Source organism: Yersinia sp. 1652 StPb PI (assembly GCF_041538345.1).
GTDB lineage: Bacteria > Pseudomonadota > Gammaproteobacteria > Enterobacterales > Enterobacteriaceae > Yersinia > Yersinia enterocolitica_E.
In genome coordinates, this window is sequence record NZ_JAULSM010000001.1 from 2411560 (window position 1) to 2429266 (window position 17707).

The window sequence follows — 17707 nt, forward strand, 5'->3', positions numbered from 1 at the left end:
CATGAACAAAATACAGCACACACACATAGACACCCGTGAACATCTGTTAGCAACCGGTGAGAGCCTTAGCCTGCGTCTTGGCTTTAATGGTATGGGTCTCAGCCTGTTACTGACCACGGCAGGCATACCGAAAGGCTCGTTTTATCACTATTTCCGTTCTAAGGAAGTTTTTGGTGAAGCGATGCTACAGCGTTATTTTGATCGTTACGACGCTGAAATGGAAAGCCTGCTCACCCATTCACAAGGTGATATGCGCCACCATTTGTTGCACTATTTTGCTCAAGCTATTGCTAACTATTGTGGCAGTGAATGCCACAATGCTTGTCTGGCGGTGAAACTATCAGCAGAGGTAAGTGACTTATCCGAACCTATGCGCCATGCATTGGATATCGGCACTGCCCGTGTGATTGGTCGGTTGCAAGATGCCATTGAAGCCGGTATTGCTGAAGGCTCGCTGCGCATTACGCTCTCACCGGCGGCAACCGCTGAAACACTGTATGCCTTGTGGCTCGGTGCTTCACTGCGGGCTAAAGTGAAACGATCGGTTGCTCCGCTGACCTGTGCGCTAGAAAGTATCGAACTGATTCTACAACCAACCCCATAATCCAATGATTCTGAAGCTAACACTTTTGTTTTTCAGAATTTACCCAGTTGCTAGTTGACTGGTCTATTAATATAGGACGCACCATGAAGACTGCTAAACTGTTCTCCCCTTTGAAAGTTGGCGCGCTCACATTGCCAAACCGCGTATTTATGGCTCCGCTAACGCGCTTGCGCAGCATTGAGCCAGGTGATATTCCAACTCCTCTGATGGCTGAATATTACCGTCAACGGGCCAGCGCCGGTTTGATTATTACCGAAGCCACCCAGATTTCTTTCCAGGCGAAAGGCTATGCGGGTGCTCCAGGGTTACACACTCAGGAACAGTTAAACGCATGGAAAAAAATCACGCAGGCGGTGCATGAAGACGGTGGACATATTGCTGTACAGTTATGGCATGTCGGCCGTATCTCGCACAACAGTTTGCAGCCAGGTCAGCAAGCGCCGGTAGCACCTTCAGCCATTGCCGCGGATACCCGCACCACCGTGCGCGATGAAACGGGAGCCTGGGTACGCGTTCCCTGCTCCACCCCACGCGCCCTGGAAACAGAAGAGATCCCTGGCATCATTAATGATTTCCGCCAGGCAACAGCGAATGCCCGTGAAGCTGGCTTTGACTATATTGAATTGCATGCAGCCCACGGCTACCTGCTGCATCAATTTATGTCTCCGGCATCCAATCAACGTACCGACCAATACGGTGGTAGTATTGAAAACCGTACCCGTCTGACATTGGAAGTGGTTGATGCAACAGTAGCCGAATGGGGCGCTGAACATATTGGTATTCGTATTTCACCATTGGGGCCATTCAACGGCTTGGATAATGGCGAGGATCAGGAAGAGGCTGCGTTGTACCTCATTGACGAGTTGAACAAACGTCATATTGCTTATCTGCACATGTCAGAACCCGACTGGGCGGGTGGTAAGCCTTACTCCGACGCATTCCGTGATGCCGTGCGCGCCAAATTCAAAGGTGTGATTGTGGGTGCCGGTGCATACACGGCTGAAAAAGCTGAAGAGCTCATTGATAAAGGGTTTATTGATGCTGTCGCCTTTGGCCGTAGCTATATTTCTAACCCGGATCTGGTAACCCGCCTGCAACAACAGGCTCCGTTGAATGAACCAGATGGTGATACCTTCTATGGCGGTGGCGCAAAAGGTTATACCGACTACCCAACTCTGTGATTCGCCCGTAAATTAAATCATTAAATAACAGCCAGTTAGATTAACCCTCTGACTGGCTGTTTTGTTTATGGCTACAGGTGAGATAACACAAAGAATGGCGCAATCGCCCCCACTACGGATGATGTAATACAACCCCCTATCGACTTGAGTATTTAGTGATTCATTTCGAATTCTTTGGAAACAAGATAAAGCCATTGATTTTGTAAAAAATGACGAGTAGAAACAGAGGAATACTTACAGGGAGGATAACATGGACAGTGCTATTATTGCTGTTTTAACCATCAGTGGAGTGATAGCTTTAGGGGCTATGTCTCCAGGGCCGAGTTTCATCCTTGTTGCGCGAACGGCAATGTCATCCTCACTTAAAAATGCTTTAGCCGTTGCTTTAGGCATGGGCACCGGGTGTGCATTCTTTGCCTTGGTCGCTCTGCTTGGTTTGCAATCTTTGCTACTCACCGTACCTTGGCTATATATGTCACTTAAAATCGGCGGCGGTTTTTATCTCATTTATTTAGCCTTTAAAATGTTTTTCGCGCCTAAAAAAGCAATAAAATTTGAACCCGAGGTTGGCGGACAAACAAGTCTGTCTCGTTCATTTTATATCGGGCTTATTACACAAATTAGTAATCCTAATACAGCACTGGTTTTTGGCGGCATATTTGCCGCAATCCTTACTCAGAATATCGTGGGCTGGATGTATATTGTGTTACCTGTTCTGGCATTCTTGATTGACCTCATTTGGTACGCAATCGTCGCTTGTGTCCTGTCCGCCCCGGTACCAAGAAACTATTATATGCGTTTCAAAATATATTTTGACCGTATTGGTGGTTTGGTCATGGCGCTGCTAGGCATCAAACTGATATTTCAGAAGTGACGGTACTCCCCGACACTCAACTATAAATTAACAGATTGTTTTTTAATGATATTATTTAACATGCAGATGACTAACCACAAGAACGCATAGCGGGAGAGTCGATTAAATTGATCTTCATATCATGGCAAAAAACACGATACTACCCGCAATAACACTCAATACGCCTACTGTGATTAATATACGTATCCATTTAGCACCGTAGCTTAAAGAATAGATTGCTTCAACCACGAAGAGTATTATCGAAAATAAAAAAGAAAATAAGCTTACCAATAAATTAAATAACGCTTCTGCTATCGCTACAACTAAAGGGTCCATTTAATGATTCATCCATAAGAATAATATCCATAAAATTCCTACGACTAACCATGGGATAATACAGATATTTTACCGAATCAGAATAGTGTACTGACATAATGTCACAAAAAAGTCAATTTATTCCCCCCTTTCCAGGGACAATCCCGCCATAATGATAACCAAATATCAGAAGAGTCATGGTAGTGAGCGGGATGATATTACTATATGATTATATATCAGTTTTGATTTATAATGATTTTAAAACTTTAAACTGTTGATTATAAAGAGGTATTATGAAGCGCTTACTCCATACCATGATCCGCGTTGGTGACCTGCAACGCTCTATCGATTTTTACACCAAGGTATTAGGGATGCGTTTACTGCGTACCAGCGAAAACACGGAGTATAAATACTCGCTGGCTTTCGTCGGTTATAGCGATGAAAGTGAAGGTTCAGTGATTGAACTGACCTATAACTGGGACGTGAGCAGTTACGACATGGGGACTGCATTTGGTCACCTGGCGCTGGGCGTGGATGATGTTGCCACTACCTGCGATCAAATTCGTCAGGCTGGTGGGAATGTGACCCGTGAAGCCGGCCCGGTAAAAGGCGGTAATACTATTATTGCTTTTGTCGAAGATCCCGACGGTTACAAAATCGAGTTAATCGAGAATAAGAGCGCCGGACACGGCCTTGGCAACTGATTAGCGCAAAGGCACCTAAGGTGCCTTTTTTCTCATCGCGATATCCCCCTGCATCCCGCGCTAAAATTTGACATAATGCGCGCTGAATTCGATGAAGATAAGAAACTGATGGCAGATAAAAGTGATCTTAACGCCCTAAGTGGCCGTTTTCGTGGGTATTACCCCGTTGTAATTGATGTGGAAACCGCCGGTTTTAATGCGCAAACCGATGCATTATTAGAAATTGCTGCCGTGACCTTGCAGATGAACAAGGATGGTTGGTTATTACCCGATGAAACGCTGCATTTCCATGTAGAACCCTTTGAGGGTGCCAATCTGCAACCAGAAGCACTGGCATTTAATGGCATTGACCCGACCAACCCTTTGCGTGGTGCTGTGAGTGAATACGATGCTTTGCATGCCATCTTTAAAGCCGTGCGTAAAGGGCTGAAAGATCAAGGCTGTAACCGAGCTATTATCGTGGCACACAACGCCAATTTTGATCACAGCTTCGTGATGGCTGCTGCTGAACGCGCCAGTTTGAAACGTAACCCGTTCCACCCATTTGCAACCTTTGATACTGCGGCGCTCAGTGGGCTGGTGCTAGGGCAAACTGTGCTGGCGAAAGCCTGCCTGACGGCAGGTATTCCGTTTGATAGTAGTCAGGCGCACTCCGCATTGTATGACACCATGCAAACGGCAAAATTATTCTGTGAACTGGTTAACCGCTGGAAAAAACTGGGTGGCTGGCCTATACCGGCGGGGGAATCCGAATAGCGCAGTGTTCATGAGAGAAGATTGTTCATGAGAGAAGACGCAACAATTTTACGTTCAAAAAAAGGTGGCTCAAAGGCCACCTTTTTATTTTTGTCACCGAAAACACACATGCCCTATTCTGCGGCAGGCTTTTCTTCTTGTGCACGGTATTTGTCAGCGGTTTCTTTCAACAACTGTTGTAGTTCGCCACGCTGATACATTTCCATCAGAATGTCACAACCGCCGACCAATTCACCATCAACCCACAATTGTGGGAAGGTTGGCCAGTTAGCATATTTTGGCAGTTCCGCACGAATATCCGGGTTTTGCAGGATATCAACATAAGCAAAGCGTTCGCCACAGGCAGACAGCGCCTGCACAGCCTGAGCCGAGAAACCGCAGTTAGGTAACTTTGGTGAACCCTTCATATAAAGCAGGATTGGGTTTTCTGCTATCTGGCGCTGGATTTTATCAATCGTCGTCATTTCTTGCTTCCTCAAGCCATATAGTGGCTACAATACTTAGAACCTATCCATTAGGGCTGTTTTATTATTGCGTCCGGCCTATTGTAGCGACTGTTACCACTGGAATAAAACGCCATCTTTTGCAGGGGCTTTACTCCATGGACGAATGGTTATATTGTCAGCTACAAATATGTGCATTTAGAATAACATTTTTGATCCCATCACTTCACTATTATCTTCTTTATGGGATTGCCCTGCGGCTTCAAGTAGGAAAGAGATAACTCGTTGACGTATGGTTGATTTAAGTCCATTAGACGTGTGAAAAAGCGACAATATCTAAGCCATTAATGTTTTCTCACAATATCGATTAAGATCCTGTCGCTCTCTGCTTTTTTATATCGTGAGTTTCGGCAATACTGTGACTCTTCATATTCATCTCAGGGCAAGGTTGGTAGCGTTATTATGCGTTTAATATTTACGCTGTTTGTGCTGCTGTTTACCCAGCTATTTTTAAATCTGGCGCATGCGTCGCCGCAGGCTCATGTGTCTGCTGAGCAGAAGAAAGGACAGGTCAGCCAGGCCAGCCCTGATGATCGTAAAAAACGTAAAGCAGATAAAAGTACCAAAAAAGTAAAAGTAGCCAGCAATAAAACCCCTACCAACAAAGTGACTACCAATAAAACAGCAACCAGCAGCGATAAAAAGAAAATTGCCGCCGGCACGACTAAAACCATTAAAAAGAAAACGCAGGAAGTCAGTAAAATCGCTACAAAAAAAACCAGCAATCCGAAAAAAACCAATATTAAAACTGCAGCCAATAAAAAAGTGGCCGCAGATAAAAAAACAGAAAAAGTCGCTTATGGCCGACACAGAAATAAAAGCCAAGGCAAAGCGGCTACCGAATTAGTCGCCAATAGTAAAATCAAGCTCAGTCCAGCGCATAAAAAACGCTATCAACACGCCAAACAGACCGCGATGAGCAAACTGATGAAGCAAGTCGGTAAACCTTATCGTTGGGGTGGCACCTCTCCTAATACCGGATTTGATTGCAGCGGGCTTATCTATTACGCCTATAAAGACGTGATCAGAATAAAAATGCCGCGTACCGCGAACGAGATGTATCACTTGCGTGACGCCGCCCCCGTCAAACGCGCTGAGCTGGAGAGTGGGGATTTAGTGTTCTTCAATATTGCCAACCGTGGCGTCGCCGACCATGTAGGCGTCTATCTGGGTAACGGTAAGTTCATTCAGTCCCCACGCACTGGCGAAGAAATTCGTATCAGTATGCTGGACAATGACTACTGGCAGGATCATTACGTTGGCGCACGCCGTGTGGTCACCCCGAAAACCATCCGCTAAGACTTCAGTCTGCGCCCGGTGGTCTCACCACCGGGTGCTGATGGCACAATAACGCCCCTGCACTTGTTATCCCCATTGCATAACGTTGATACAATCGCCCATCAAACAGTGTGGTTATATCTGTCATTCTTGTTGAAAGTTGTTAAGATTAATACCCACAACAAAAATACAACAATTAAGCTTTAACCGCTCTTCGCCACCTCACTGCCCGTGGCAATTGATGTGATTTGAGGAGCAAACACCCTGAGCAACCCCGAAAGGAGAGAGCTATGTCTTTTGAATTACCGGCATTACCCTATGCGCAAAATGCGCTAGAGCCCCACATCTCAGCTGAAACGCTGGAATACCACTACGGCAAGCATCACAACACCTATGTGGTTAATCTCAATAACTTGATTAAAGACACTGAGTTTGCGGGTAAGACGCTGGAAGAGATTGTAAAAACCTCTAATGGCGGGATCTTTAATAATGCGGCCCAAGTCTGGAACCACACCTTCTACTGGCACTGCCTGTCACCTAACGGCGGCGGCGAACCTACGGGCAAAGTTGCCGATGCCATTAATCAATCATTTGGTTCTTTTGCTGAATTTAAAGCGCAATTTACTGATGCGGCAGTAAAAAACTTTGGTGCGGGCTGGACCTGGCTGGTTAAAAAAGCAGATGGCACACTGGCGATTGTCAGTACGTCTAATGCAGCAACTCCACTGACCACCAACGATAAACCGGTGTTAACCGTAGATGTGTGGGAACATGCTTACTATATTGATTACCGCAATGCGCGGCCAAAATACCTGGAAAACTTCTGGGCACTGGTTAACTGGTCTTTCGTTGAGAAAAATTTAGCCTGATACGGCAAGAAGAGTGACAATCCATCGTCGCATTACGCGTAAAAATAATTAAGGGCGGGGTTAACCCGCCCTACTTATCACTTCACACCGGCAAGCGGTTTAATTAATTCATTACCGCCACGAAGCTAAAGACAATAATCATCGCCAGCGCACCAACAGTCGTAATCAGCGACATTTTCAGATTGGTATCCATAAAAACTCCTTAGCCGGTTAGTTTGTAGTAGAGAAAAGGCACATAGTTAGTGTGTTAAATTATTTTCCCACAGTTCAGAAAAAAAATCTTGTGCTCATTACGCACTTTATAACTTTGATTACCCCTTTCACTTTTCCTCCAGATCAGCCAAAATTCGCAGTTCATAACTGCATACCGACTAATAACGTCCAATAAATACTCTCAGACAATCAGCTGATTTAACTTCCCAGCCTAATATCGTGTTTTTGTCTGAGCGGTTTTCGGGTTATGCAGGCAAACGATTAACATAATACTTACCCTACTGTAACCGGTAAGCTTAGGAGTCATTCTTTTTATGGCAACGATTAAAGATGTGGCCAAACACGCGGGTGTGTCCACCACCACCGTTTCGCACGTTATCAACAAAACTCGTTTCGTCGCCGAGAATACCAAGGCTGCGGTGTGGGCTGCCATTAAAGAACTGCATTATTCACCCAGCGCTGTAGCCCGCAGTTTGAAAGTTAATCACACTAAATCAATTGGTTTACTGGCAACATCCAGCGAAGCGCCCTATTTTGCCGAAGTGATCGAAGCGGTCGAAAATAGTTGTTATAGCAAAGGTTATACCCTGATTTTATGTAATTCTCATAATAATCTGGACAAGCAAAAAGCTTATCTGGCGATGTTGGCACAAAAACGTGTCGATGGGTTGCTGGTGATGTGTTCAGAATATCCTGAGCAGCTACTCGGGATGTTGGAAGAATATCGCAATATCCCAATGGTCGTCATGGATTGGGGAACCGCTCGGGGTGATTTTACTGACTCGATTATTGATAACGCCTTTGAAGGTGGCTATTTGGCGGGCCGTTACCTGATTGAGCGCGGTCATCGTGACATTGGGGCTATCCCCGGCCAGTTAGCCCGTAATACCGGTGGTGGCCGCCACCAGGGGTTCCTGAAAGCACTAGAAGAAGCAAATATTACCCTGCGTGATGAGTGGGTAGTCCAAGGGGATTTTGAACCGGAATCCGGTTATAAAGCGATGCATCAAATCCTGACACAAAAACATCGCCCAACGGCGGTGTTCTGTGGCGGCGATATTATGGCCATGGGCGCGATATGTGCTGCTGATGAGTTGGGCCTACGGGTACCACAAGATATTTCGGTGATCGGGTATGATAATGTGCGTAATGCGCGCTATTTCTCGCCGGCGCTAACCACTATTCACCAGCCCAAAGAGCGCCTGGGCGAAACGGCCTTTGCCATGTTACTTGACCGTATTGTCAGCAAACGTGAAGATTCGCAGACCATTGAGGTACACCCTAAACTGATTGAGCGTCGTTCTGTCGCTGATGGTCCGTTCCTCGATTATCGCCGTTAATCCTCTCCTGCCGGTAGTGTTTAGCTCTACCGGCGGCTAATCTTGCCTCATTAATTCTCAGTCATTGATTGATAACTCACTGTCATCTTTCAACCATTCGGCATTAAGTGTGACACTGTCACCTAGATATTCCAGCAGCCAGGCCAATGCTGGTGAATGGTTGTTCTGCTCCCAGGTCAAGCAACATGGACTATCGGGCAACGGTTCAGCCAGCGTCAGTGCCGCTAGCTTCCCTTGCTCAATCAACGGCGATACCATGTGTGCCGGCACCATCCCGATGCACAATCCTGCACACAAGCAATCGATTCCCGTTGCCCAGTCCGGGGCGACCAATCGCTGCTGGTTTGCTAAAGTCCAGGTGTCACGTTTAGGTAAATTACGAGCGGTATCTTCCAGGCAAAGTGAGGGATAAGGCCGTAACTGATTATCGCTAAGTGGCTCGGTTAATTGGGCTAAAGGATGATCGACACTCACTACACAATGCCAGCTTAAAAAGCCCATGTCGCGAAAGATGAACCGCCCACCAACCGGGATCGCGCGGGTCGCACCAATGGCCATTTCCGCCTGTCCATCCACCAGCGCATCCCACACACCGTTGAATACTTCATAGCGTACCCGCAGTTCAATATCAGGAAAATGTCGATAAAAATCCAACACTAAGCGGCGACTACGCTGTGGTTTAACAATTTTATCTATCACTATATTTAACTGCCCACGCCAACCATTCGCCACCTGTTGACACTGACGGCGTGTGTCATTCATTTTTTTGATAACATCTCGCGCATCTTTAATAAAAACCACGCCAGCTTCGGTTAATTCCACATCGCGATGACGTCGTTCAAACAGCGGAACGGCCAGCCACTCTTCCAATTGGCGCACCGTATAACTAATCGCAGACGGTACGCGGTGCAATTCTTGAGCAGCAGCACTGAAACTCCCAGTACGGGCTACTGCGTCCACCACATCCAGTGAATATTCAGACCACATGGTTTGTCACCTTTTTACATCACCAATTTGTTATCAAATTTTTTAACAGCATGGTGCAAATATTACCGTTTCACAACAGAATATCGCAGCGGATAGAATGCCCTCCGCAATTAATTTTCTATAACAGAAGTTTTGCCTGCAAAAATTATAATTTAGCCAACGTCATTGGAGCCGCTGCTAACACCTCTGCGGTTTCAAGGACCAAGGATATAAAGAGAAATAAAGAATGAAAACGTCGTCTGGTTTTATGTTCTATCTGGCCGGTCTGAGTATGTTGGGCTATTTGGCCACTGACATGTATCTGCCCGCTTTTGGCGCAATGCAACAAGAGCTTCAAACGTCTGCCGGCGCCATCAGTGCCAGCTTAAGTATCTTCCTCGCCGGTTTTGCTATCGCTCAGCTTATCTGGGGACCCGTATCGGATAAGTTAGGCCGTAAACCGGTACTGTTAGCCGGTTTGGCGTTATTTGCCATCGGTTGTCTGGGGATCTTATGGGTTGAAAATGCGACACAATTATTGGTCCTCCGCTTTATTCAGGCGGTAGGGGTGTGTTCTGCTGCTGTAAGTTGGCAGGCGTTAGTGGTAGACCGTTATCGCGATGGCAAGGCCAATCGCGTGTTTGCCACCATTATGCCGCTCGTAGCACTCTCTCCCGCGTTAGCTCCGCTGCTGGGTGCCTGGTTATTAAACCACTTCAGTTGGCGTTCAATTTTTGTAGTGCTACTGGCCGTTACGTTGCTGCTATTGATCCCAACGGCGCGGTTGAACGAACGCAAAAAAACCGCACAAGATAATGCGGCACGCAGTAGCACCAACATCAGTTTCTGGCAGTTGCTTAAGTCGGCAACATTCAGTGGCAACGTAATGATGTTTGCTGCCTGTAGTGCCGGTTTCTTTGCCTGGTTAACCGGTTCACCTTTTATTCTGGGTGATATGGGCTATAGCCCGAATGTCATCGGATTAAGTTATGTCCCCCAGACCCTGGCCTTCCTGTTAGGTGGATTTGGTTGTCGCAGTGCTCTTTCCCGGATCAAGGGCAATACCTTGCTGCCGTGGCTGTTGGCGGGATATGCAATCAGCATGATTGCACTTTATCTGATAGCAACGTTAACCACGCCGACGCTGCTGACCTTACTTATTCCCTTCTGCATAATGGCGCTGGTGAATGGTGCCTGCTACCCTATTATCGTAGCGAATGCATTAATGCCTTTTCCAGCGAACACCGGTAAAGCAGCCGCGCTGCAAAATACGCTTCAACTCGGGTTATGTTTTGTTGCCAGTATGTTGGTATCGGCCTATATCAGCCAGCCATTGCTGGCAACAGTGACCGTGATGTTGTCGACCGTGGTGCTGGCGTTTTTAGGATATGGCATTCATTGCTACGCATTGCGAAAAGAAAAAAATGATACTAATTCGATGCCCAACGTCATCGGTGTCACAGCAAAGCAACAAGCGAATGAACCACGATGAGCCTGGATAAGGAACGATTCGGGTCGGAAATCGATTTGAACGCTGCAAGCGGCGGCCTGATAGAGGCGAGATCCAAGGATGGGCTAAGTAACGAGAGCCGCTAACACAGCGGTAGCGTCAAGGTCGGAGTGAATTAATTTCCAATAGAAATAGTCACTAAGGAACACGTGAGCCGGGTGTGATTTATTATTGAGAAAGCCTCCCGGCAAGCCTATACTCGATTTAACCAATTACGATATCATTAAAAAAAAGCATTATCTTAAGTACTTTCTGTGCGCGTGGATTGCGTCACATTTACGCTTATGGATGAGTTACCCTAAATCAATCTTTATTAGGGTTTCTTCTTAATCTTCCTCTGTCCGTTATGGATATTAGACACCAAGGTCACGACAACCTTATTGGTATGAATCTGCATGTATCGCGGGTCATAAGTCAGAAGAAAGTGATGGAGAAGCTATGAGTTCATCCTGTATAGAAGACCAGAGTATTCAAGAAACCCCTTGGTTTCGCATTGTACAAGAAATGCTGAATCGGGCTGATATTGAAATCAATGGCTCACGCCCTTTCGACATTCGAGTCAATAACCCAGACTTTTTCAAACGAATACTTCAAGAAGGATCTTTGGCATTAGGTGAGAGTTATATGGACGGCTGGTGGGAATGTGACCGCTTGGATATCTTTTTCCAACGGGTTCTCAGGGCTGGCCTGGAAAATCAACTTCCACACCATCTCAAAGATACTTTACGCATTGCTGCTGCGCGTATTATTAATTTGCAATCAAAGAAAAGAGCCTGGATTGTTGGCAAAGAACATTACGATCTGGGTAATGATCTGTTTAGCCTAATGCTCGATTCGAATATGCAATACTCATGCGCTTACTGGAAAGATGCCACGACCCTTGAGCAAGCGCAGGAAAATAAACTGCGGATGATCTGCGAAAAACTTCAATTGGCTCCGGGCATGACATTGCTCGATATCGGTTGTGGCTGGGGGGGCCTCGCCGCCTATGCCGCCCGGCATTACGGGGTCGCCGTTTCCGGTGTGACCATTTCGGCTGAACAACAAAAACTGGCACAAAAACGCTGTGAAGGCTTAGACGTCACTATTTTATTGCAAGACTACCGTGATCTGAACGAACAGTTCGATCGTATCGTTTCTGTCGGTATGTTCGAGCATGTCGGGCCAAAGAACTATCACACCTATTTTGATGTCGTAAACCGCAATTTGAAGCCAGATGGCCTGTTTTTACTGCACACCATCGGTGCTAATCGTACCGATCTGAGTATCGATCCGTGGATTAATAAATATATCTTCCCTAATGGCTGCCTGCCGTCAGTAAAACATATTGCTAACGCCAGTGAGCCTTATTTTATTATGGAAGATTGGCACAATTTTGGCGCTGATTATGATCGCACCCTGATGGCGTGGTATGAACGTTTTCAAACCGCGTGGCCGAGCCTGGCTGCGAATTACTCGTCACGATTTGAGCGGATGTTTAGCTATTATCTCAATGCCTGTGCGGGTGCTTTCCGCGCCAGAGACATCCAACTGTGGCAAGTATTATTCAGCCCTAATGGGGTCGAGGGTGGGATTCGCGTGCCGCGTTAATACTTAAAAGAGGACAGGTGAACTGCCTGTCCTATCCTATTTACGTTAAGCCCACATTTATCCGCGAGTGACCTTATCAACTACCGGCGTAGCGGATACAGTTTCCCGCTGAGCCAATACCCGCTCAACCGTGTCCACCACCGCCTGGGTTTGTGGATCGATCTCGATATTTACCCGATGTCCCAAACGCTTTTTACCTAATGTGGTCCGCGACAGTGTTTCTGGTATCAGATGTACACAGAAGCGGTTCCCCACAACCTCACCAATAGTTAGGCTGATACCATCAATACCGATAAAACCTTTGTGTAACACATACTTCATTAAATCAAAGCTGGGCATACGAAACCAGATCTGACGATTATTTTCTGATGTGTATATTTTGGTAATCTCAGCAGTACAAATAATATGGCCGGACATGAGATGTCCACCGATTTCATCACTGAATTTAGCCGCACGTTCCAAATTAACGCTATCACCAACCTTAATATCGCCCAAATTGGTAATACGCAGTGTCTCCTTCATTAAATCAAAGCTAACCCGATTACCCTCAACGGCGGTGACTGTCAGACAGCAACCATTGTGGGCAACAGAAGCGCCTAACGCTAATTCAGGCAACATCTCCGCTGGCATGTCGACTACATGGGTGCGGAAATTTGATTTTTCTTCGATGGCAACCACCGGCGCGGTGCCTTGAACAATACCGGTAAACATACGCCATGCCTCTTATCTATAGAAAGAAAGTTTCTTTGCCTTGATTTTGCCTCAGAAGATAAGGAAAACCAAACCACTTACACTAAAAAAACAGATAAGAGGTATTTAGCTGATAATTAGTAACAAAGATTGCTTAAGCGCGATGAGCAGGTACAATCCTTTATTGTTTTTCCGCTATTTTATTTATCGCCCATGGCGCGATAAATAGTCGTTATTGAAATCATAACTAGGTTATACCCAAGTTACTTCGAGATACAGGTAGGCGGCAACCGCGTGAACCTCCAGCAGCTTAGATAACTAAGTGTCTGGAGTGAGCAAGGGCAGCCAACACCCCTGTATATTGAAGGGCGACGGGTAGAGAAAGGTGCATACGTGCAGAAGTATATCGTCGAAGCGCGTAGCTTATTGGCTCTCGCTATTCCCGTTGTCATCGCGCAATTATCTCAAACCGCCATGGGCGTGGTTGACACCATTATGGCCGGTTCTGTCAGTGCTACTGATATGGCTGCCGTGGCGGTAGGTACTTCTATCTGGTTACCGGCTATTTTATTTGGCCATGGTTTGTTGTTGGCACTAACCCCGACAGTTGCACAGCTCAACGGTTCCGGGCGTCGCAATCAAATTGCCCATCAAGTCAGGCAAGGGTTTTGGTTGGCGCTTTGCGTTTCACTGCTAATTATGTTTGTTCTATATAATAGCGACCACGTTATTATGCAAATGCATAATATTGACCCCGTGCTAGCAGATAAAGCCGTTGGCTTCCTGCATGCCATTATGTGGGGTGCGCCGGGCTATCTCTTCTTCCAGGTGCTACGTAATCAATGTGAAGGTTTATCCAAAACCAAGCCGGGGATGGTTATCGGCTTTATTGGTTTGCTCGTGAATATTCCGGTTAACTATATTTTCATCTACGGGAAATTCGGTGCTCCGGCATTGGGTGGCGTCGGGTGCGGGGTGGCAACAGGCACAGTCTACTGGGTGATGTTCCTGATGATGCGCTGGTATGTCACCCGCGCTCGTTCACAGCAAGATATCAAACTGGAGAAAGGGTTCGCCGCACCGGACTGGCAAGTAATGAAACGCTTGGGTGGCCTTGGCCTGCCGGTTGCTCTGGCACTCTTCTTTGAAGTGACGCTGTTCGCGGTTGTCGCCTTACTGGTTTCGCCCCTGGGCATTGTCGCTGTTGCCGGGCACCAAATTGCGCTCAACTTTAGTTCATTAATGTTTATGTTACCGATGTCGCTGAGCGTAGCAGCTACCATTCGTGTTGGTTTCCGCCTCGGTCAAGGCTCGGTAGAACAAGCGAGAGTGGCCGCTTATACCAGTATTGCCGTGGGTTTAATGCTGGCCTGTGTCACTGCGGTATTTACCGTTATTTTCCGCGAGCATATTGCCTTGCTGTACAACAAAACACCGGCAGTGGTAATGATGGCCTCGCACTTGATGTTGCTGGCCGCTATTTACCAGCTATCGGATGCGATTCAAGTGATCGGTAGCGGTGTGCTACGTGGTTATAAGGATACACGTTCGATCTTCTTTATTACCTTTACTGCCTATTGGTTACTGGGGTTACCGAGTGGTTACGTGCTGGGGCTGACCGATTATATCGTGCCCGCCATGGGGCCAAGTGGTTTCTGGATTGGGTTCGTTATTGGCTTAACTTCTGCGGCGATTTTAATGGCACTGCGCATCCGCTGGTTACAAAAACAACCAGCAGCATTTATCCTGCAAAAGGCGGCGCATTAGTACCGATAGTCTCTGGCTTTACGGGCAGAATTCATATTGGCAAGTCGCGACTGCGTAAAACACCGAGATGGAGAAAAAAACAGCGCAATGGGCAAAAGCGCAGCAATTACGTGAGTTTGCGGTGAATATTGTGTTTTTCCCCTTGCCAGCAGACGGGCAGCTCGTTAATATTCGTCCCCGCTGTCAGCATTGATGGTGAGTAATAAAAGAGGATGCGTCCGTAGCTCAGTTGGTTAGAGCACCACCTTGACATGGTGGGGGTCGATGGTTCGAGTCCATTCGGACGCACCAAATTTATTGCATGTAGCTTGCGTTAAATATTTTGTTAGTTCAGTCGCCAGGGTAGTAGTCGTTGCAGTTGGTAACACTGTAGCGTCAAGTCAGTCGGGTAATGTGCGTCCGTAGCTCAGTTGGTTAGAGCACCACCTTGACATGGTGGGGGTCGATGGTTCGAGTCCATTCGGACGCACCACTCTGGCAACAGGTTTATCATCTTTAGATGCGTTCTTAGCTCAGTTGGTTAGAGCACCACCTTGACATGGTGGGGGTCGATGGTTCGAGTCCATTAGAACGCACCACTCTGCATTTGCGGTTTACTCTCTGTTTTCTTAATCTTCCCAATACTCTTTTACCCCCCTATCTCCTGCAATATATAACCGAGATAAAGCAATAAATATCAACCAATCGCCCTGCCACCTCCTGCTTGTTTTTCAACCCTGGATTGGCTAAAAATGTTAAAAATCACACCAGTTGCGCAACAAACTAAGAAATATTCGCAATACTTGCGCGACTAATTCCCCCTTTTTATAAAAAACGGCAATGAGTTTCTGTTTTCTATTTCATTTCCCGTTACTTACCGCTTATAATACGAACCGTCGTTTCAGTTGAATGGTTTCAGCATCTTGATCTGCCGATACGCTAAAAAAATACAACTCACATTTACGCCATCGTATACCGATCATGCGGTTAGCCTCGTGCTAAAGTTTTCCGCTCAACTTCCGCAACTGTCATCTATCCTTAGTAATGTTTTGCTTCTTTGTAACGTTTCGCTACACCAGACACTAATCAGATCCCACTCCGTTGATCTCATTAACGGAACTTTCGTTTTTAATCCATCACAACTTGTAGAAAAATCCTCATGAACATGAACGACAAAAAGACTAAAATTGTTTGTACTATCGGTCCCAAAACCGAATCTGAAGAAATGCTGACAAAACTGCTTGATGCCGGCATGAACGTTATGCGTTTGAACTTTTCTCATGGTGACTATGAAGAACATGGTCAACGTATTAAGAATATTCGTGCTGTCATGGCAAAAACCGGCCACAAAGCTGGCATCCTGCTGGACACCAAAGGCCCTGAAATCCGCACCATGAAACTGGAAGGCGGCAAAGATGCAGCCCTGGTTGCCGGTCAAACTTTCACCTTTACCACGGATCAAAGTGTTATCGGTAACGACAATATCGTTGCTGTGACTTATCCCGGTTTTGCTGCTGACCTGAAAATTGGTAATACCGTGCTGGTTGACGATGGTCTGATCGGCATGGAAGTGACTGAAGTCACTGAAAGCACCGTGGTATGTAAAGTACTGAACAACGGTGATCTGGGTGAAAACAAAGGCGTTAACCTGCCAGGCGTTTCTATCCAGCTACCTGCATTGGCTGAAAAAGATAAAGCTGACCTGATCTTTGGTTGTGAGCAAGGTGTGGACTTCGTTGCAGCCTCGTTTATCCGTAAACGTTCAGACGTGCTGGAAATTCGCGAACACCTGAAAGCGCACGGTGGCGAGCATATCCAAATCATCTCTAAAATCGAAAACCAGGAAGGTCTGAATAACTTCGACGAAATCCTGGAAGCATCTGACGGTATCATGGTTGCCCGTGGTGACCTGGGTGTTGAGATCCCGGTTGAAGAAGTTATCTTCGCGCAGAAGATGATGATTGAGAAATGTAACCGCGCTCGCAAAGTTGTTATCACTGCAACGCAAATGCTCGATTCAATGATCAAAAACCCACGCCCTACCCGTGCAGAAGCTGGCGACGTTGCTAACGCCATTCTGGACGGTACAGACGCCGTGATGCTGTCGGGTGAAAGCGCCAAGGGTAAGTACCCATTAGAGTCTGTCACCATCATGGCGACCATCTGTGAGCGTACAGACCGAATTATGCCTAGCCGCATTGATACGCTGAATGATAATCGTAAAATGCGTATCACCGAAGCCGTTTGCCGTGGCGCGGTAGAAACAGCAGAAAAGCTGGAAGCAAAACTGATTATCGTTGCCACTGGCGGCGGTAAATCAGCAAAATCAGTGCGTAAATACTTCCCTACCGCCACCATTCTGGCATTGACCACCAATGAAACCACCGCACGTCAGCTTATTCTGACTAAAGGCGTGGTGACTCAACTGGTCGATAAGATCGCTTCAACTGATGATTTCTACCGCATCGGTAAAGAAGCTGCTTTGGCCAGCGGTCTGGCACTGAAAGGCGAAGTTGTGGTTATGGTTTCTGGTGCTCTGGTGGCAAGTGGTACCACCAATACTGCTTCGGTGCACGTGTTATAATCCCA

General features: G+C 46.7%; 16 protein-coding genes and 3 tRNA genes. 15 read left to right on the plus strand and 4 right to left on the minus strand.

Going from position 1 to position 17707, the window contains the following annotated elements; translation table 11 throughout:
- The first annotated feature begins 1 nt into the window (after position 1).
- From Q2T71_RS11085 to rnt, 5 genes are all read left to right on the plus strand, one after another.
- On the plus strand, positions 2-604 hold the full coding sequence (locus tag Q2T71_RS11085; protein WP_083158741.1) for a TetR/AcrR family transcriptional regulator: 603 nt from the start codon (positions 2-4) through the stop codon (positions 602-604).
- Between the two features lie 83 nt (positions 605-687).
- Positions 688-1785 carry an alkene reductase gene (locus tag Q2T71_RS11090; RefSeq protein ID WP_083158740.1) on the plus strand — a complete coding sequence of 366 codons (1098 nt, stop codon included), beginning with the start codon at positions 688-690 and terminating at the stop codon, positions 1783-1785.
- Between the two features lie 250 nt (positions 1786-2035).
- Positions 2036-2659 (plus strand): LysE family translocator, encoded by a 624-nt coding sequence (locus tag Q2T71_RS11095; protein WP_372559114.1) that lies wholly within the window; start codon positions 2036-2038, stop codon positions 2657-2659.
- A gap of 587 nt (positions 2660-3246) precedes the next feature.
- Positions 3247-3657 (plus strand): lactoylglutathione lyase, encoded by a 411-nt coding sequence (gene gloA / locus Q2T71_RS11100; RefSeq protein ID WP_372559115.1) that lies wholly within the window; start codon positions 3247-3249, stop codon positions 3655-3657.
- Positions 3658-3732: 75 nt separating this feature from the next.
- Positions 3733-4413: a ribonuclease T gene (gene rnt, locus Q2T71_RS11105; RefSeq protein ID WP_193784653.1), complete on the plus strand. Its 681-nt coding sequence runs from the start codon at positions 3733-3735 to the stop codon at positions 4411-4413.
- 113 nt (positions 4414-4526) lie between these two features.
- Here the strand turns inward: rnt and Q2T71_RS11110 are convergent, their stop codons facing one another.
- Positions 4527-4877 carry a Grx4 family monothiol glutaredoxin gene (locus Q2T71_RS11110; protein ID WP_083158738.1) on the minus strand — a complete coding sequence of 117 codons (351 nt, stop codon included), beginning with the start codon at positions 4875-4877 and terminating at the stop codon, positions 4527-4529.
- A 441-nt stretch (positions 4878-5318) separates the two neighbouring features.
- Between Q2T71_RS11110 and Q2T71_RS11115 the strand changes: the two genes are divergently transcribed.
- Positions 5319-6215 (plus strand): C40 family peptidase, encoded by an 897-nt coding sequence (locus Q2T71_RS11115; RefSeq protein WP_372559116.1) that lies wholly within the window; start codon positions 5319-5321, stop codon positions 6213-6215.
- Positions 6216-6484: 269 nt separating this feature from the next.
- The gene (sodB, locus tag Q2T71_RS11120; protein ID WP_372559117.1) at positions 6485-7063 is read left to right on the plus strand and encodes a superoxide dismutase [Fe]; all 579 of its coding nucleotides are present in this window, start codon (positions 6485-6487) and stop codon (positions 7061-7063) included.
- Positions 7064-7166: 103 nt separating this feature from the next.
- Here sodB and Q2T71_RS11125 read toward each other — a convergent pair whose 3' ends face one another.
- A complete protein-coding gene (locus tag Q2T71_RS11125; protein WP_019079325.1) occupies positions 7167-7256 on the minus strand; it encodes a YnhF family membrane protein in 90 nt (29 codons plus the stop codon).
- A gap of 334 nt (positions 7257-7590) precedes the next feature.
- Here Q2T71_RS11125 and purR point away from each other — a divergent pair, with 334 nt between their 5' ends.
- Positions 7591-8616 (plus strand): HTH-type transcriptional repressor PurR, encoded by a 1026-nt coding sequence (purR, locus tag Q2T71_RS11130; protein ID WP_083158735.1) that lies wholly within the window; start codon positions 7591-7593, stop codon positions 8614-8616.
- A gap of 57 nt (positions 8617-8673) precedes the next feature.
- Here purR and punR read toward each other — a convergent pair whose 3' ends face one another.
- Entirely contained in the window at positions 8674-9603 is a 930-nt protein-coding gene (gene punR, locus Q2T71_RS11135; RefSeq protein WP_372559118.1) for a DNA-binding transcriptional activator PunR, read from the minus strand.
- A gap of 226 nt (positions 9604-9829) precedes the next feature.
- Between punR and punC the strand changes: the two genes are divergently transcribed.
- Positions 9830-11074 carry a purine nucleoside transporter PunC gene (gene punC, locus Q2T71_RS11140; protein WP_372559119.1) on the plus strand — a complete coding sequence of 415 codons (1245 nt, stop codon included), beginning with the start codon at positions 9830-9832 and terminating at the stop codon, positions 11072-11074.
- A 456-nt stretch (positions 11075-11530) separates the two neighbouring features.
- Positions 11531-12682, plus strand: a complete 1152-nt coding sequence (cfa, locus tag Q2T71_RS11145; RefSeq protein WP_372559120.1) for a cyclopropane fatty acyl phospholipid synthase — start codon at positions 11531-11533, stop codon at positions 12680-12682.
- A gap of 57 nt (positions 12683-12739) precedes the next feature.
- On the opposite strand, the gene Q2T71_RS11150 is transcribed toward cfa, so the two are convergent.
- Positions 12740-13393: a riboflavin synthase subunit alpha gene (locus tag Q2T71_RS11150; protein ID WP_372559121.1), complete on the minus strand. Its 654-nt coding sequence runs from the start codon at positions 13391-13393 to the stop codon at positions 12740-12742.
- Between the two features lie 372 nt (positions 13394-13765).
- Between Q2T71_RS11150 and Q2T71_RS11155 the strand changes: the two genes are divergently transcribed.
- From Q2T71_RS11155 to pykF, 5 genes are all read left to right on the plus strand, one after another.
- On the plus strand, positions 13766-15139 hold the full coding sequence (locus Q2T71_RS11155; protein ID WP_372559122.1) for an MATE family efflux transporter: 1374 nt from the start codon (positions 13766-13768) through the stop codon (positions 15137-15139).
- Positions 15140-15353: 214 nt separating this feature from the next.
- Positions 15354-15430: transfer RNA gene (locus Q2T71_RS11160), tRNA-Val, on the plus strand.
- Between the two features lie 104 nt (positions 15431-15534).
- Positions 15535-15611: transfer RNA gene (locus tag Q2T71_RS11165), tRNA-Val, on the plus strand.
- A gap of 29 nt (positions 15612-15640) precedes the next feature.
- Positions 15641-15717: transfer RNA gene (locus Q2T71_RS11170), tRNA-Val, on the plus strand.
- A gap of 566 nt (positions 15718-16283) precedes the next feature.
- A complete protein-coding gene (gene pykF, locus Q2T71_RS11175; protein ID WP_372559909.1) occupies positions 16284-17702 on the plus strand; it encodes a pyruvate kinase PykF in 1419 nt (472 codons plus the stop codon).
- Positions 17703-17707 lie beyond the last annotated feature (5 nt).

Excerpts from the sequence above, each read along its gene's own strand:
- Q2T71_RS11085 (WP_083158741.1), top strand. The coding sequence starts at position 2 with ATGAACAAAATACAGCACACACACATAGACACCCGTGAACATCTGTTA.
- Q2T71_RS11090 (WP_083158740.1), top strand. The coding sequence starts at position 688 with ATGAAGACTGCTAAACTGTTCTCCCCTTTGAAAGTTGGCGCGCTCACA.
- Q2T71_RS11095 (WP_372559114.1), top strand. The coding sequence starts at position 2,036 with ATGGACAGTGCTATTATTGCTGTTTTAACCATCAGTGGAGTGATAGCT.
- gloA (WP_372559115.1), top strand. The coding sequence starts at position 3,247 with ATGAAGCGCTTACTCCATACCATGATCCGCGTTGGTGACCTGCAACGC.
- rnt (WP_193784653.1), top strand. The coding sequence starts at position 3,733 with ATGCGCGCTGAATTCGATGAAGATAAGAAACTGATGGCAGATAAAAGT.
- Q2T71_RS11110 (WP_083158738.1), bottom strand. The coding sequence starts at position 4,877 with ATGACGACGATTGATAAAATCCAGCGCCAGATAGCAGAAAACCCAATC.
- Q2T71_RS11115 (WP_372559116.1), top strand. The coding sequence starts at position 5,319 with ATGCGTTTAATATTTACGCTGTTTGTGCTGCTGTTTACCCAGCTATTT.
- sodB (WP_372559117.1), top strand. The coding sequence starts at position 6,485 with ATGTCTTTTGAATTACCGGCATTACCCTATGCGCAAAATGCGCTAGAG.
- Q2T71_RS11125 (WP_019079325.1), bottom strand. The coding sequence starts at position 7,256 with ATGGATACCAATCTGAAAATGTCGCTGATTACGACTGTTGGTGCGCTG.
- purR (WP_083158735.1), top strand. The coding sequence starts at position 7,591 with ATGGCAACGATTAAAGATGTGGCCAAACACGCGGGTGTGTCCACCACC.
- punR (WP_372559118.1), bottom strand. The coding sequence starts at position 9,603 with ATGTGGTCTGAATATTCACTGGATGTGGTGGACGCAGTAGCCCGTACT.
- punC (WP_372559119.1), top strand. The coding sequence starts at position 9,830 with ATGAAAACGTCGTCTGGTTTTATGTTCTATCTGGCCGGTCTGAGTATG.
- cfa (WP_372559120.1), top strand. The coding sequence starts at position 11,531 with ATGAGTTCATCCTGTATAGAAGACCAGAGTATTCAAGAAACCCCTTGG.
- Q2T71_RS11150 (WP_372559121.1), bottom strand. The coding sequence starts at position 13,393 with ATGTTTACCGGTATTGTTCAAGGCACCGCGCCGGTGGTTGCCATCGAA.
- pykF (WP_372559909.1), top strand. The coding sequence starts at position 16,284 with ATGAACGACAAAAAGACTAAAATTGTTTGTACTATCGGTCCCAAAACC.